This window comes from Bradyrhizobium sp. 6(2017), from assembly GCF_011058295.2.
GTDB lineage: Bacteria > Pseudomonadota > Alphaproteobacteria > Rhizobiales > Xanthobacteraceae > Bradyrhizobium > Bradyrhizobium septentrionale.
Genome location: NZ_CP049289.2, coordinates 660,496 through 675,078, shown reverse-complemented (window position 1 = coordinate 675,078; position 14,583 = coordinate 660,496). Strand labels below are relative to the sequence as shown.

Here is a 14,583-nt window from a genome sequence, read left to right as displayed (position 1 = left end):
TCATCTAGTGACGATTTCTGACTTTATTTTCTGCACAACGGAGCCGCGCTTTATGCCGTTGATGCGCAATTTTACCTGCCTCATACCCTTCCGATCAAGCATTCCTGGAGGCAAGCTGATGACTACGACCATTCACAATTTCATCGATGGACGGCTGACGCCGGGCCGAGGCAACCGAACATCAGCTGTCTTCAATCCGGCGACCGGCGAGCAATCCGGGACGCTGGGACTGGCATCGGCCGACGACGTTAAGGCAGCCGTGGCGGCGGCGAGCAAAGCCTTCCCGGCGTGGGCCAACACGCCTCCCCTGCGCCGCGCGCGCATTCTCAACCGCTTCCTGCGCATTCTCGAGGAGCGTATCGACGAACTCGCCGCGGTGATCACCGCTGAGCACGGCAAGGTTCTCTCGGATGCAAAGGGTGAAATTCAGCGCGGCATGGAGGTCGTGGAGTTTGCGGTCGGCGCACCGCAACTGCTCAAGGGCGAGATCACCGAGAACGTCGGCACCCGCGTCGACAGCCATTCGCTGCGGCAGCCGCTCGGCGTTGTCGCCGGCATCACGCCATTCAACTTTCCGGCAATGGTGCCGATGTGGATGTTTCCGGTCGCGCTCGCCTGCGGCAACACCTTCATCCTCAAACCGTCCGAGCGCGATCCGTCCGCCTCGCTTATTCTCGCACAGTGGCTCAAGGAAGCCGGCCTGCCCGACGGGGTCTTTAACGTTGTCCAGGGCGACAAGGAAGCAGTCGATGCGATCTTGACCGATCCCGACGTGGTCGCCGTGAGCTTCGTCGGCTCGACGCCGATCGCGCGCTATATCTACGAAACCGCAACCAGCCACGGCAAGCGCTGCCAGGCGCTGGGCGGCGCGAAGAACCACATGATCGTGATGCCCGATGCGGACATGGACCAGGCGGTCGACGCACTGATGGGCGCCGCCTACGGCTCTGCCGGCGAGCGCTGCATGGCGATCTCGGTGGCCGTGCCGATCGGCGACGCCACCGCCGACAAGCTGATCGAGAGGCTAGTGCCCAAGGTGCGCGCCTTGAACATTGGCCCGGGCACCGACCCGGATGCCGAGATGGGCCCGCTGGTGACGAAGCAACACCTCGACAAAGTGCGCGGTTACATCGATGCCGGCGTCGACGAAGGCGCGAACTTGATCGTCGACGGACGTGACTTCCGGCGTCAGGGTTACGAGAAGGGATACTTTATCGGAGGAACACTGTTTGACCGCGTGACGACCGACATGAAGATCTACCGCGAAGAAATTTTTGGTCCCGTACTCGCCGTTGCCCGTGCCAAGTCCTATGACGACGCCGCGGACATGATCAACAAGCACGAGTTCGGCAACGGCACCGCTATCTTCACCAGGGATGGGGATGCGGCCCGGGAGTTCGCGCATCAGATCCATGTCGGCATGGTGGGCATCAACGTGCCGATCCCGGTCCCGATGGCGTTCCATTCGTTCGGCGGTTGGAAGGCGTCGCTGTTCGGCGACCACCACATGCACGGCCCCGAGGGCGTCCGGTTCTACACCCGGCTGAAGACCATCACGACGCGATGGCCCACCGGCATTCGCGCTGGCGCGGAATTTGTTATGCCCACCATGTCCTGATCACCCGCGCCGCACAACGGTGAACGGCTCCAGCTCTCTTGGGGTCGTTCACCATCAAGAAGCAAGCGACCGACGCCTTACGTCACAGTCCACCCGAAGGGCCCATTGCAATGCCTGAGATCGGCAGAACGGATCAATTGCACAACGCAATCCGATCGATGGGTTCAAATCGCGGTCAGCATTTGGACCTGCCGTAAGGTCAGCGAAGTCTGCTGGAGAAAAGCGAAGCCCTACGGCGGAGGAGCAAAGCGCTCACAAAGCTCGGCGTTCGCCACCATTGAGGGTGCGAAATCGCAGGATATCGCAGTTTGGCGTGGAAAATCGTGCAAATGGCGGAGAGAGTGACCGCCTCTTTAAAGTTCGGCAAGCCCCGGAGCCCCCCGAATCAAACCGGTAGCGGGACCACAAAACCCTTGCGCCGCAGTGGTTTCTTGCCTTGCACTTCCCCGTTTTGGCCCGATATTGGTCGGGAAGCGCCTGCAGGGCTAACCCGGGGGTCGATCCGGGGGTCAAAGTCGACGCGAAGGGGAAATGCGATGGCACTGACCACTAAGCAGGTCGCCAAACTCACTGAGCCAGGGCGCTACGGCGACGGTGAGGTTAAGGGCCTCTACCTTCAGGTTACACCCACCGGCGCCCGCTCGTGGCTGCTACGCTATGAACGCCGCGGACGCGAGCGAGCAATGGGACTGGGCCCGGTCGAAGACTTCACCTTGGAAGAAGCCCGCGAGCGCGCCCGCAAGGCGCGGCAGCTGTTGAAGGGCGGGGTCGATCCAATTGACGCCCGAAACGAGGAGCGCGCCAGCCAAGCCGCGGAGCGCGCCCTGGCTGCGGCCGCAAACGTTACCTTTAGTGAATGCGCCGAACAATACTTCAAGTTTCACTCACGCAAATGGAACAACGCAAAGCACAGCGCGCAATTTCTCTCGACAATGAAGATGTACGCGTACCCGGCGATGGGAAAGTTGCCGGTTTCGAAGATAGACAATGCGCTCGTCATCAAAGCGATCAAGCCGATCTGGGAAACCAAAACCGAAACAGCAAGCCGAGTGCGTGGTCGTATTGAAGCCATTCTTGATTTTGCGAAGACGTGCGGCTATCGGACGGGAGAAAATCCCGCAGCCTGGGATGGCAACCTGGCTAACGTCCTTCCCGCACGAAATACGATCGCCAAGGTCAAACACCACGCCGCGCTGCCTTTGGCCGAAGTATCCGGCTTTATGGCTCAGCTCGCAACTCGCGAGGGCATCGCCACGAGGGCCTTGGAGTTCACTATCTTGAACGCCAGCCGCACGGGCGAAGTCATCGGCAGTCGCTGGTCGGAGATTGATCTGGATGCGAAGGTGTGGATCATCCCAGCGGAACGCATGAAGGCCAAAAAAGAACATCGCGTACCGCTGACCGGCCCTTGTCTTGAACTCTTGAAGGCGCTTCCCCGTGAAGGTAATTTTGTATTCCTCGGCGCCCGCAAGGGCGTTCCGATTTCGAACATGGCGATGGCTGAGGTGCTGAAACGCATGGGCCGCTCCGACATCACTGTCCACGGCTTTCGGTCTACGTTTCGGGATTGGGCGGCGGAGCGGACCAGTTATCCGAATCACGTCGTCGAAATGGCGCTCGCCCATGTGGTTGGCAACAAGGTGGAGGCCGCGTATCGACGCGGTGATCTGTTCGCTAAGCGTGCGCGGCTCATGGCCGATTGGGCGAAATACTGTATCTCACCCAAACGCTCAGGCGACGTCCTCCCGATGCGAGGGCTTAAATGAGCGACAAAGAAAGAATTCTGGCACTCGACGAGGCCCTACACATCAGACGACTGTACCCCCCCTTCAGCCTTGATGATGCGCTGTTTGATTTTTGGATTATGGATGAATTGCCTAAGGATGGGGAGTACCAAAGAGAAATTCGTGCTGCGCTCCACATCCTCAAGCCAAAAGCCGAGGAACGGGTAACGTGCCTATTAACTGTCCGATACGCCCTCGGCTTTGTTAAGCGTGCCGAAACAGAGCAAAGAATTCTGTCGCCACGATCCAAGAAGTCGGAAGAGGCGATGGAACGACTCACCGCGGCACTTAAAAAGGCTAGGATTGCCTATAATAATTTGCCACCCGTTGAGCGAGTTCGCTTCGGCGAGGTGTTCGACCTTGAAGGCGCGATTTATTTCTGTGAGCAGCGAACGGACGAGTGGAAGAAAACGCCAATGCCGCGCGCCCGCCACAGTCATACTCAACGTGCGGCGGTAGAAATGGCTTACAAGTTGGTACAATATTGGCTGGTCAAGAAGAAGGGCTTGCATGAGGCCGTCAGGCTCACTCGCAACAACGATTGGCATCGGCTTTCCAGCATCCTGTTTGATAACTCCGGAGTTGACTTGCTCGATCACATGACGCGGTACAAACGACTTAGCCGCGAACCGGGTGCCAAATAGTCTCGGTTCGCGGCTACAAGTGACGTTATGGCTGTCCACCTAGCATTAAAGCGTGGAGAGCCCCAATGTCCAAACGCCGTCGACATCCAATCGACAATCAACCTGTGAATCCGGACTGGTTCTATCGCGTAGCCGATGGTCCCCATTTTTTTGGCTATCGCGACACCGCACTCGCCGGAAAAATTGCTTCTGGCGAGATACCATTTCCCGTTTCGCTTAGCGACACCGGCAGAGCCAAAGGCTGGTTTGGTCGCGTGATAATTGCGTGGCAGGCAGAGCGTGAGGCAAAGGCCCTCGCCGAGGCCAACGCCAATACCGCATGCAATCGAAAAATCGGGTGATGCACCATGGCGCACAAAAGAAAAAATCGCGCCGGCCATGGCACACCGGGTCGAGGGAGAAATTTCTCAGCTGGAAAGCAAAAGGCTCCGGCCCACAAGGCCCTCGCCGGACAAGCCACAGCTAGCAGGCGTAATCGGCCTCACAATGACGCGGTCTGGGACACCTGCCGCGAGGCGCAGGAGGCCGCTGCGTCGCGCGAGGCGCGGAATGCCGCCAGATTAAAATCTGCGGCGCTGAGTCTCAATTGCGGCTTTGTTCAGAGCGGCGCGCGATGGGAGCGACAGTGCCCCGGCTGCAAGCGGCTGGTCGAGCTGCGCATTGAACCGAACGGCGAAGTCTACGCGATCAGTTATTATGGGTTCTGTGACGGAATTTTGCGCATTCACAGATTGCTGAGTGATGCGGGGTTCCAATGACGGGCCTCGTCAACGCCGCGCTGGGCTACGCCAAACGCAACTATTTCATCTTCCCCGCCAAGTTCGCCGAGAAGCAGAAGCTCGGTCACACGTCCGCCGAAAAGAGCAACGGCAACCCTTGGGGTTACACCAAGGACCCGGATGAGATCCGGGAGTACTGGAGGCGCTGGCCCCGCGCGGCAATTGGCTTGCCTACTGGGGCGGCCAATGGGCTCTTCGTAATCGACGTCGATACGCCAGACGGCCACGATCACGATGGTCGCGAGAGCCTCATCCGGCTCGAAGTGCAGCACGGCGCTTTGCCACGGACACGCGTGGCCGAATCGCCGACCGGTTCGAGGCACTACTATTTCAAGCAGCCGCCCGACATCACGATACCATGCAGCGCCTCCAAACTCGGGCCGGGCATCGACGTTCGCGGCGACGGTGGATTCGTCATCGCTCCGCCGTCCGAAAGACCCGGCCGCGGCAAATACACTTGGATCAGTCACGTGGCCATCGCCGACGCGCCTAAGTGGCTACTCAATCGCGCTGCGGTAGGACATCACGTCGTAAGCGCCATCGTGCTCGATCCCAGGCTACGAGCCATTATGTGCCTGGATGCTGGGAGGGGTGTTTCATTGCTTCCCGAAGACAACCCTTCGGTTTACGCGCCGATGTCGGCAGAGGACCTCGAACTGAAGATCAGGGTCGCACTTTCCGTGATTCCCAGCGACGATTACGATCTCTGGTATCGCATTGGTGCGGCCATCTACCATGGGCTGGGCGATGCTGGCTATGCCGCATTCGATGATTGGTCAAGGGAGTCGTCAAAGTTCGAGGCAGGCGCGTGCAGGCGCAAGTGGCGCTACTGTCGCAAGCTCCGGTTGATCAGCGTCGAAACTATCTTCTGGCAAGCAGATCAGCACGACCGTCGCTGGCGCACGTTGTATCGGCGACTGCTCCGTGGCGAGGTGGCGGTATGACAAAGCCATCAATCCCAAGGCTGAAGACACTGATCGGCGAGGAACAGGATATCGCCGACATCCCCGACATCGTCAGCTGGGAAAAGATCAATTCGGAAGAACCGATCTGGTACGTAATGATCCGGGGTAGCAACGGCAGGATGACGATAACGGACGCCCGGGACATCACCGATCCTAAGCGGTTCCTAACCCAGTGTTTCAAGCAATTGAACTTGATTTTCCCGCCCGTGACGCCGGTCATATGGGCGAACAGGCTGAGAGACGCTCTGCCCAAGATGACCGAGAAGCAGGCGGACGAGGACACGACGCGCGGGGGCCAGTTCAGGGAACTTCTGGAAACATTCCTAACGAACCGGATGCGCGGCAAAGTGAGAGAAGACCTGCTGCGCGGCGCACCATGGGAGGACGAGGAAAGCAGGCGTCGCTACTTCACGATGGAGGCACTGGCGAAATTTCTTGAGAGGGAGGGGATGTGCAAGGTGAAGCGCAACGAGATCGCCGCATGGATCAAGGCCTTGGGCGGGGGGCCGCAGAACCTCACCATCAAGAACAAGCGCAAACGTTGCTGGTGGGTGCCAAGCGACGCTGTCGATGAGGCCCCGGAATTAGCGGCGCCCGACCTGCCGGAGCCGGTGATATGACACCGGTCCGGGCCGCCGCCACCCACGCGCCCGCCAAACCGGGACGGCGGGCCGCCCATGCGTCAAAATGGATTGGCCGGGGTGTCCTCACGGCTGCGCGGAGTTCCCATACCACCGCAAGGGCCAACCCGTGCAGTGCGGTGCATGCATCACTACAACACCTACACAAGTGTTGCGGACGGCCAAGGGCGGCTTTACCCGTTGTAGTGTTGCAGCGGTGTTGTAGCAAAAGTAAGCGCTTTATATACACACACGTGCAACTACAACACTACAACACTACTTCCACACGCGTACACATTTAGCAAAACCCATGTGCGCGTGTGTAGTGCTGTACCCCCGTGCAGCCTAAATACTCCCGCGACATTACTCGCCTAGTACCGCAGCGTTTTTTTTACGGCGAGCCGCCAACGTTTGGTATAAAATCACAAACAATCAATGGGAGTCGATTTGTGCCCAGAGGTGGCAAGCGAATTGGTGCTGGACGGAAACGCGGATCCAAGAACGTTCGCTTGGCCGCCCGAGAAGAGGCTATGCGTGTGGCAGGCATCGAACCGAAAGCATTTCTGCTTCAGGCGCTCGCCCATCAGCATAGAATCATTCAAGAAGAATTCGCCAAGGACGAACCAGATGCGGGCGCTATAGCAAGGGCGTATGCAATAGGGGCCGAATATGCCTCTCGAGCGGCGCCTTATTGTCATCCGCGACTCGGGCAATTCGATATAAGGGATCGCAGTCTAGAGCGCGTGTTACCAACGCAGATTACAATGACCGTCGCTGACGCGATGGAGGCGTACATGCGAATTCTCAACCGGCCGCGCGAAAACGCTTCTTCACCTCGTGTTATTGAACATGATGCTGCAGAAAACTAGTTGGCCGCCGGATTACGTCCGAGTTTGGCTTGATCGCAAAGCTCGCTACGAGGACCTGATTAGCTCGCCAGCGCACATCGTCGGTGCGATCGAATACTACAGGACGCGCCCCGTCGAGTTTATCGAAGACTGGTGCCAGACCGTTGATCCACGTAATGCCGGCACCGACAAGCCGACGCGATTGCCACTCATCCTTTTTCCCCATCAGCGCGACTTCATTGAATTCCTGCATGAGTGCATGAAGGGAGAAACCGGGGGGCTCGTTGAAAAATCCAGAGACATGGGTGCGACTTGGCTCGCGGTGTCGTTTAGCGTTTGGCTGTTTTTGTTTGTGCCCGGTGCAACAGTCGGCTGGGGATCGCGCAAGGAAGCGCTCGTTGATCGCATCGGCGACATGAGTTCGATCTTTGAGAAGATCAGATTTCAGCTGCGTTCTATTCCCCGACAATTTTGGCCGGTCAAATTCACTGAAGACAACATGTCGTTCATGCGTATTTGGGCTGCTTCAGGTGAATCAATAACTGGCGAATCGGGCGACGACATCGGGCGCGGTGGTCGTACCCTCATCTACTTCAAGGACGAGTCAGCGCACTACGAACACCCAGAGTCGATAGAGGCTGCGCTCGGCGACACTACGCGCGTGCAGATCGACATCTCCAGCGTCAACGGTCTCGGCAACGTATTCCATCGCAAGCGCGAGGCTGGCATCGAGTGGTTCCCCGGCAGGCCAGCGGTCAAAGGCAAGACTAACGTGTTCGTGATGGACTGGAGGGATCACCCCGAGAAGACGCAGACTTGGCACGACGAGCGCGAGGCCAAGGCAATCGAGGACGGTCTGCTGCACATCTTCCGACAGGAGGTGGACCGCGACTACGCGGCGTCGGTCGAGGGAGTCGTGATCCCTGCCGAGTGGGTGCGAACTGCTATCGACGCGCACGTGCGCCTCAAGTTTGTCGAGGGCGACAACGACGATGTGACAGCTGGTCTGGACGTGGCGGACGGGAGTGGCGACCGCAACGCGCTGGCCTTGCGCAAGAACGTCGTGCTGCGCAAGATCGAGGAGTGGAGCGCGCGCGACACTGCGGTGACGACGCGAAGGGCCATCACCGCCGTCGAGGGTCACGAGCGCGTCAGCGTGCAGTACGACTGCATCGGCGTAGGCTCCGGCGTGAAGGCCGAGGTCAACCGGCTGCGCGACGACGAGGACACTTGCATGCTGCTCAAGGACGTCGGCTTCACGCCGTGGAACGCCGGTGCTGCGGTGCTGCACCCGGACAGGCACGTCGTTCCGTTCGACCACAAGTCGCCGCTCAACAAGGACTTCTATCGTAACCTCAAGGCGCAGGCGTGGTGGGAGCTGCGACGCAGGTTCGAGCGCACCCATCGAGCGATACGCAAACTGGAGGGCAATCCCGAACAGGCGAACTTCACGTGGGAGCAGGACGAGCTGATCTCACTGCCGAGCAGCCTGCCGCTGCTGCGTACGCTGCAGAAGGAGCTGAGCCAGCCGACCATGGACAAGGACACGCGCATGCGCCTCGTGGTCGACAAGCAGCCAGTGGGCACGCGCTCGCCCAACCTCGCCGACGCTCTCGTCATGTGCTACTGGCCGGTCGGCAACGACGTGTACGACAACATGGACAGGTGGGTGTGATGCGTGACAACATAGCCAAGACCTTGATGCTGGTCTCAAGGCCAACGTTGCCTTAGCACACCATCCGGGCCAAGCCCGAGGGGCAGATGATACCGCAGGAGCCGTGCGAGACCTTCGACGGCTCCATTTTTGCGCTACGCGCAATAAGCAAATAAGGGCTACTCGCCGGCTAGGGCGGCCCGTGTAGGGGTTTTCCCTTGGCGCGCGGGCTGTTTGGGCAGACCTCCAGGTTCTCAGCACCAGTGGCGCCGGCAACCGGCCTGCGAGCCCGGTCCAGGTGGGACGCTCCGTGGGCCGACCTCAGTCAGAGGCCCCTTGCGGGGAGTTGCAGGCCCGCATGTGCTTTTTGGGCGGTTTTCGCCGACAATCTGCCATCGCGCCCCAAGGGCACTCTAGCGGCTCGCCTGCCAGGCTGAAACTTTCCAAAAACTCATTCAAATACCGTATGTTACCCCCGCCGCCAGAGCGCCTGTAACACGCCAACGCCGGTTGCAGTGTTTTACGTTTTAGGATTATAGTCTCATGACTAGGACCGCCATTGCATATATCCGCGTTTCGACTGTGCGACAGGGGAAGTCAGGCCTTGGACTCGAGGCCCAGCAAGCGACGCTGGCCAGATTCGCTGAAGCCGAGGGCTACAACCTAATCCAGACCTTCAAGGAGGTTGAAACAGGCAAGGGTGCGGATGCCCTCGATCGCCGACCGCAACTCGCGGCGGCGCTGAAGGCGGCTCGGAAGCTTAAGTCGCCGATCATTGTTGCCAAGCTCGATCGGCTGAGCCGTGACGTTCACTTCATTAGCGGGTTGATGTCGCAGAAGACGCCGTTCATCGCCGCAGAGTTGGGCGCTGACGCCGACCCGTTCATGTTGCATCTCTACGCCGCGCTGGCTGAAAAAGAGCGGGCGATGATCTCCCGACGCACTCGGGACGCGCTCGCTGCTAAAAAGGCTCAGGGCGTTAAACTGGGCGGGCTAAACGCACGGGGCATCGCGAACCGCGACGAGGCGATGGAACGCGCCGAGCAACTGCGTCCGATCCTGACTGAACTCGCTGGCCGGTCCGCGCGGGCCACGGCCGCGGCGCTAAATGAGCGCAAGATTGCGACCCCCACCGGCGGGAGATGGCACGCCGCTACTGTAATCCGGGTTCAGAAGCGAATTGGAGAAGGGCACCCAGCCCGTTGCGCCGCAGTTTAGTTCGTTCGCCAGCACGATCTTTTGTTTAGCTGGGGACGCAGTTCGCGGCGGATTCCAATCAACGAGAAGGCAGCTGCCGCTTCAAGCTATTCACTTCGGCGAGAGCGCTTGAGTTGCCACAGCATTTGGCATTCGCAACGTCGCCCGTTGCGAACAGGAATACCACCGGATATATCCGCGATTAAAGATCGCCGTCACATATTTGAAACGTGGCGGTACCGAACCTGTAACTCGCCTCGCATCAAGCGGTTAGGTGCGACTGCCACAATTAGGGCGATCCGTTCATGACTGAGAACATGCAGCGCGAGGCGGCTTCCCGTACTCGTCTCTTAGAAGCCGCCCGAAACGAATTAGCCAGATTTGAGCGGCTGGAAATCGAGTTTCGGAAGAGAGACCGAGCCGATCGTGCCGCTGAGCTGCAGCTCCCTATCGAAAAGACCGGATTTCACTAAGCTTGTGCCAGCTCAACTGCCGATCGTTTTTCGGCCAGAACTTTCCAGACGTATGTCAGTGGTAAGTGTGTGCCACTTCGATAACTGGTATCTGATACACCGATTGCCCCCGTTGTTGCTCCTCAGCATCGGCTGGCAGGACGCGCCCAACCGTCATCGTTTTTCTTTTCGACGGGCGGCCAGCAGAAGTTTAAGTAGTCGCCCGTTAAGAAGCTTCCAGGCGACTGATCTGGAATCGTAATTTGGCTGGAATGACGTTCTGAGATTGCAAGGTTTTGGTGTTTTGCGCATCGGAAGCTTGCAATTTCGTTTTCGAGATTCCCTCGATGGGCGAAGCATGATTCCCTGTCCGCATCGGAGGGCACGATGCGGCCGAAGAAGCACAAAACGACGGGAGCGAACGATTTTTTCCGGGCGCGGCTCGACCAGATCATCAATCTGAAGCACGAGCTGGTCCGGCTCACCGGCAAGATCGATTGGGACTGGATCGACGGCGAGATCGCGCCGCTCTACAGCGAGAACGGCCGGCCGGGGATTGAGACCCGCTTCGTGATCGGGCTGTTGTTGCTCAAGCACATTTACGGGCTGTCCGATGAGGGGGTATGCGAACGCTGGGTCCACGACCCGTATTTCCAGTACTTCACTGGCGAAGAGTTCTTCCAGCACGCATTCCCGCACGAGCGCTCGGACCTGAGCCATTGGCGCAAGCGGCTCGGCGACAGACTGGAACTGCTATTGGCCGAGAGCCTGCGGGTGGCGCACGACGTCGGCGCGTTACGCGGCAAGGACCTTGAGCGGGTCACGGTCGACACCACGGTGCAGCCGAAGGCCATCACCTTTCCGACCGATGCCAAGCTGCTGCATGCGGCGATCCAGGGGCTCAACCGCCTAGCGAGGAAGCACGGAGTGCGGCTGCGGCAATCCTATTCTCGGATCGCCAAGGCCACCGCGATGATGGCGGGACGCTACGCCCATGCCAAACAGTTCAAGCGGCACCAGCGGCAGTTGCGCATCCTGCGCAGCCGCCTGGGCCGGATCATCCGCGACATCCGCCGCAAGATCGAAGGCCAGGATGCGCTCGAAGAGGCGTTCGCACTCCCGTTGAGCCGGGCCACGCAGATTCGCTCGCAGCAGCAGCGCCAGCGCGGCTGGAAGCTGTATTCCTTCCATGCCCCCGAGGTGGAGTGCATCGGCAAGGGCAAGGCCAGCGCGCCTTACGAGTTCGGCGTGAAGGCTTCCATCGTCACCAACAACCGGCCTGCTCCCGGCGGCCAGTTCGTGCTGCACGCCAAGGCGCTGCCCGATAACCCTTACGACGGTCACACCCTGCGGGACGTCATCGACCGAACCGAGACACTCACCGGCTGCGCGATCGAGTGCGCCTTTGTCGACAAGGGATACCGCGGCCATGACGCACAGAACCCGCGCCGCGTCTTCATCTCCGGCCAGAAGCGCGGCGTCTTCGGCACTATCAAGCGCCAGCTGCGGCGCCGCTCCGCTATCGAGCCCGTGATCGGCCATTTGAAGGCTGACGGACACCTCGGCCGCTGCTACCTCAAAGGCCGCGCCGGCGATGCCGCCAACGTCATCCTCTCCGCCGTCGGTTACAACTTCCGCCGCATCCTCGCCTGGCTAAGGGCTCTTTGGTACCTCTTCCTGGCTGCCTTCTTCTCAGTCACCAGCCACCGCACACCACTCAAATCGGCTTCTTAACCGACGACTAAGTATATAAGGCCAACTGCAATAGCCAGATTTTATCGCCGACAAACCTCCTTCAGGAATGTCTTGCGATCCATTGCCTTGCCACCTGAGCAGGCGGCCCTGCACATTCGTTGCATGCCGTCGTATGAAATTCCGGCGTACTGATCTTCTATTCGCAAGAGACTAAAATGACCGGAATTCGCCAAAGCCATCGAGCAGTCCACCGTATTTCGCTCCGCCTTCGAACAATACTCGTACCTGCCCAAAAGATCGCCACATGTGTCTTCATCCAATGGCTCTCGGGGATCGAGTTTGCTTTTTTGCAACGTGAATTGACCGGCGCGGAAGGTAGCGATTTCCAGTCGCTTTTCCTGGCGATGGATGAATACGATCTCGTTCGATTGGAAGTTCAATCTGTCAACTCTGATGTCGCATGCGAGACAGTTATCGGCGAGAGGCTTGGTGATTGCTCCCTTTCCATCCTCTATTATGAGCTTCCAATCCCACCAGCGATTTCCTGATCCAGAAAAACTTCCGGAGATGACGAGGAAATCGAAGTCCCTAGTCCAGTAGCGCTTTTCAAACGCAATCCTCTCCGCATTGAGACACAGGAGTTTCTCGTCGTTGCGATAGACGCATTTGGAGGGGGTGGCGTCTTCTGCTTTGCTTTGGCTCGCAGGGTTATCTCCGATTGTATAGCTGGCTCCACGAGCCATCGCACTGTCGCGGTCGGCTTCTTCACCTTCCTGCGAAAGAGTAGGACGCGGCGAATGTCCGCCAAGCCTCGTGTTGCATTGAATGTAATAGCCGCCGCCCTTCTCGATCCACTTCAGACCGCCATTGGCGCTGGTTAACTTGTTCTTGTTGTACTGATCGATGCAAGTATGCACGCGCGCCTTGGCCGGGGTTTCCTGCTCGTATTTCGGATCGACCATCGACGGAAAAACGGCATCGCCAACGGGAGCGGAGGCGGCTGGCGTGACGGATTTTTCGGTACCCGTTTCCGCTAGTGCCGGGCCGGACAAAATGGCCACGAGAAGCACCCATATTGCGGAACGAGCGGCCGTATTGATTACTCGCATCCTTTGCTGAAATTTCATCGTGATTTGCCCTATCCGCAAGCGAAATTTTCCAAGAACAATGACTGCAAAATTTCCAACTAAATTAGCGGCCAGAACAGCGGGTTTTCGCCGCCAAATCATACCAACGTCCAAATTCATCAGCCTTCCTCGTTGCCCTGATTGGGCTGCGCCACGAGAGAAAATACATCCCGCCTTTGGAGTGTGAACCCTCAACAGCGCCTACATCATGATGATCTCGTCCTGGGCGCCTTATTTCATGGTGGGCTGTAGGTGTGGATAGCAGGACTGATCCGCTAACTCCCCGCCGCCTGACTTCGCCTAGCAGAGGGATGCAGTTGCGCGTGCTGCGGTGTGGGTGCTCGCGTCCCGGCTAGTCGGTCCCAACGGATTGGTCATTTCGGCGTTTTGCGGGCTGTATTGCCAGGTATACCGGGATCCACCCTCGTATCCTCCATAGAATGCAGCTGCTGACGCGGGCAGAACTTCCGGGTTGCGGCGATCACGGTCATCTTGCCGTAGCAGACCTTCTGACACAGCGCGTGCAGCTTGTTAGAGAAACTATCTGAGGGGTGCCGAGCAAAGAACTGGGACAGGCCTCTGCTCTCGCCCGCCCCAGCGCGGTGCACCATGTAGCAATAATCGGGGTTCTGCTCAGACACGGAACAGGCGCCAAAAATCACCTCGATCTGGTCGCACTCTTCCTCACTGGCCTTCTGCTCCTGGAGGCGTACGGTCTTCCAGCGCTCATCGATCTTGACCACCCAGCTATGTCTGTTGTCGCCGTTGTCATCATACTGGGTCATCTCGACGTCCCCGTTCGGCAGCTGGCGACATTCTTTATATTCAGAGTAGGACCGGTACAGGTTCTCGCAGTCGCTCTCGAACTGCTCCCGCTGCTCCTTGTCGATTTGGATCTGCACTTTCGGCCGGGTGCGATGGGTCTCACAGGCGAACGTGTAGGCCCCGCCGTACTGGTCTTCGCCGGACACGGCTTTGCCCTTCTTCTCCAGAATTTCTTGCCCGCCCCAAGTCCAGCGCCCCAGCGCGTTCGCGCATACCGCGTCACCCAGGGGAAAGCTAACGGCCCCAATCAGGCGGGCCGACGTGTAAACCACCAAATATACACTAGACACGGCTCAGCTCTCCATTTGGTAGCAGCGGCTCACACAGCTTGTAGTGATCCAGGATGTCCTCACGACTCTAAACCGAGCTGGAGCC

Annotated in this window: 13 protein-coding genes; 11 read left to right on the top strand and 2 right to left on the bottom strand. The window is 58.9% G+C overall.

Going from position 1 to position 14,583, the window contains the following annotated elements; genetic code table 11:
* Nucleotides 1-118 precede the first annotated feature (118 nt).
* From G6P99_RS03215 to G6P99_RS03165, 11 genes are all read left to right on the top strand, one after another.
* Nucleotides 119-1,618 carry a CoA-acylating methylmalonate-semialdehyde dehydrogenase gene (locus G6P99_RS03215; protein ID WP_029080545.1) on the top strand — a complete coding sequence of 500 codons (1,500 nt, stop codon included), beginning with the start codon at nt 119-121 and terminating at the stop codon, nt 1,616-1,618.
* Between the two features lie 536 nt (nt 1,619-2,154).
* Nucleotides 2,155-3,384 carry a tyrosine-type recombinase/integrase gene (locus tag G6P99_RS03210; protein WP_165127251.1) on the top strand — a complete coding sequence of 410 codons (1,230 nt, stop codon included), beginning with the start codon at nt 2,155-2,157 and terminating at the stop codon, nt 3,382-3,384.
* Nucleotides 3,381-4,046, top strand: a complete 666-nt coding sequence (locus G6P99_RS03205) for a hypothetical protein (protein WP_165127249.1) — start codon at nt 3,381-3,383, stop codon at nt 4,044-4,046. The genes G6P99_RS03210 and G6P99_RS03205 overlap by 4 nt, the downstream gene beginning before the upstream one ends.
* Nucleotides 4,047-4,111: 65 nt before the next feature.
* A complete protein-coding gene (locus G6P99_RS03200; RefSeq protein WP_165127247.1) occupies nt 4,112-4,387 on the top strand; it encodes a hypothetical protein in 276 nt (91 codons plus the stop codon).
* 6 nt (nt 4,388-4,393) lie between these two features.
* On the top strand, nt 4,394-4,804 hold the full coding sequence (locus G6P99_RS03195; RefSeq protein WP_165127245.1) for a hypothetical protein: 411 nt from the start codon (nt 4,394-4,396) through the stop codon (nt 4,802-4,804).
* Nucleotides 4,801-5,769: a bifunctional DNA primase/polymerase gene (locus G6P99_RS03190; protein WP_165127243.1), complete on the top strand. Its 969-nt coding sequence runs from the start codon at nt 4,801-4,803 to the stop codon at nt 5,767-5,769. Before G6P99_RS03195 ends, G6P99_RS03190 begins: the two co-directional genes overlap by 4 nt.
* Entirely contained in the window at nt 5,766-6,410 is a 645-nt protein-coding gene (locus G6P99_RS03185; protein ID WP_165127241.1) for a hypothetical protein, read from the top strand. The genes G6P99_RS03190 and G6P99_RS03185 overlap by 4 nt, the downstream gene beginning before the upstream one ends.
* A 536-nt stretch (nt 6,411-6,946) precedes the next feature.
* Entirely contained in the window at nt 6,947-7,279 is a 333-nt protein-coding gene (locus tag G6P99_RS03180; protein ID WP_165127239.1) for a hypothetical protein, read from the top strand.
* Entirely contained in the window at nt 7,260-8,933 is a 1,674-nt protein-coding gene (locus G6P99_RS03175; protein WP_165127237.1) for a hypothetical protein, read from the top strand. The genes G6P99_RS03180 and G6P99_RS03175 overlap by 20 nt, the downstream gene beginning before the upstream one ends.
* 522 nt (nt 8,934-9,455) lie before the next feature.
* Nucleotides 9,456-10,130, top strand: coding sequence for a recombinase family protein (locus tag G6P99_RS03170; protein ID WP_165127235.1), 675 nt, complete (start codon nt 9,456-9,458; stop codon nt 10,128-10,130).
* 818 nt (nt 10,131-10,948) lie between these two features.
* Nucleotides 10,949-12,295: an IS5 family transposase gene (locus G6P99_RS03165; RefSeq protein WP_165127233.1), complete on the top strand. Its 1,347-nt coding sequence runs from the start codon at nt 10,949-10,951 to the stop codon at nt 12,293-12,295.
* 41 nt (nt 12,296-12,336) lie between these two features.
* Here the strand turns inward: G6P99_RS03165 and G6P99_RS47420 are convergent, their stop codons facing one another.
* Together G6P99_RS47420 and G6P99_RS03155 are read right to left on the bottom strand one after the other, a co-directional pair.
* A complete protein-coding gene (locus G6P99_RS47420; RefSeq protein ID WP_165127231.1) occupies nt 12,337-13,503 on the bottom strand; it encodes a hypothetical protein in 1,167 nt (388 codons plus the stop codon).
* A gap of 254 nt (nt 13,504-13,757) precedes the next feature.
* Nucleotides 13,758-14,498, bottom strand: coding sequence for a hypothetical protein (locus G6P99_RS03155; protein ID WP_165127229.1), 741 nt, complete (start codon nt 14,496-14,498; stop codon nt 13,758-13,760).
* Nucleotides 14,499-14,583: the final 85 nt, after the last annotated feature.

Bases quoted from the DNA above. Each gene is read 5' to 3' on its own strand.
- G6P99_RS03215 (WP_029080545.1), top strand. From the start codon at position 119: ATGACTACGACCATTCACAATTTCATCGATGGACGGCTGACGCCGGGC.
- G6P99_RS03210 (WP_165127251.1), top strand. From the start codon at position 2,155: ATGGCACTGACCACTAAGCAGGTCGCCAAACTCACTGAGCCAGGGCGC.
- G6P99_RS03205 (WP_165127249.1), top strand. From the start codon at position 3,381: ATGAGCGACAAAGAAAGAATTCTGGCACTCGACGAGGCCCTACACATC.
- G6P99_RS03200 (WP_165127247.1), top strand. From the start codon at position 4,112: ATGTCCAAACGCCGTCGACATCCAATCGACAATCAACCTGTGAATCCG.
- G6P99_RS03195 (WP_165127245.1), top strand. From the start codon at position 4,394: ATGGCGCACAAAAGAAAAAATCGCGCCGGCCATGGCACACCGGGTCGA.
- G6P99_RS03190 (WP_165127243.1), top strand. From the start codon at position 4,801: ATGACGGGCCTCGTCAACGCCGCGCTGGGCTACGCCAAACGCAACTAT.
- G6P99_RS03185 (WP_165127241.1), top strand. From the start codon at position 5,766: ATGACAAAGCCATCAATCCCAAGGCTGAAGACACTGATCGGCGAGGAA.
- G6P99_RS03175 (WP_165127237.1), top strand. From the start codon at position 7,260: ATGATGCTGCAGAAAACTAGTTGGCCGCCGGATTACGTCCGAGTTTGG.
- G6P99_RS03170 (WP_165127235.1), top strand. From the start codon at position 9,456: ATGACTAGGACCGCCATTGCATATATCCGCGTTTCGACTGTGCGACAG.
- G6P99_RS03165 (WP_165127233.1), top strand. From the start codon at position 10,949: ATGCGGCCGAAGAAGCACAAAACGACGGGAGCGAACGATTTTTTCCGG.
- G6P99_RS47420 (WP_165127231.1), bottom strand. From the start codon at position 13,503: ATGAATTTGGACGTTGGTATGATTTGGCGGCGAAAACCCGCTGTTCTG.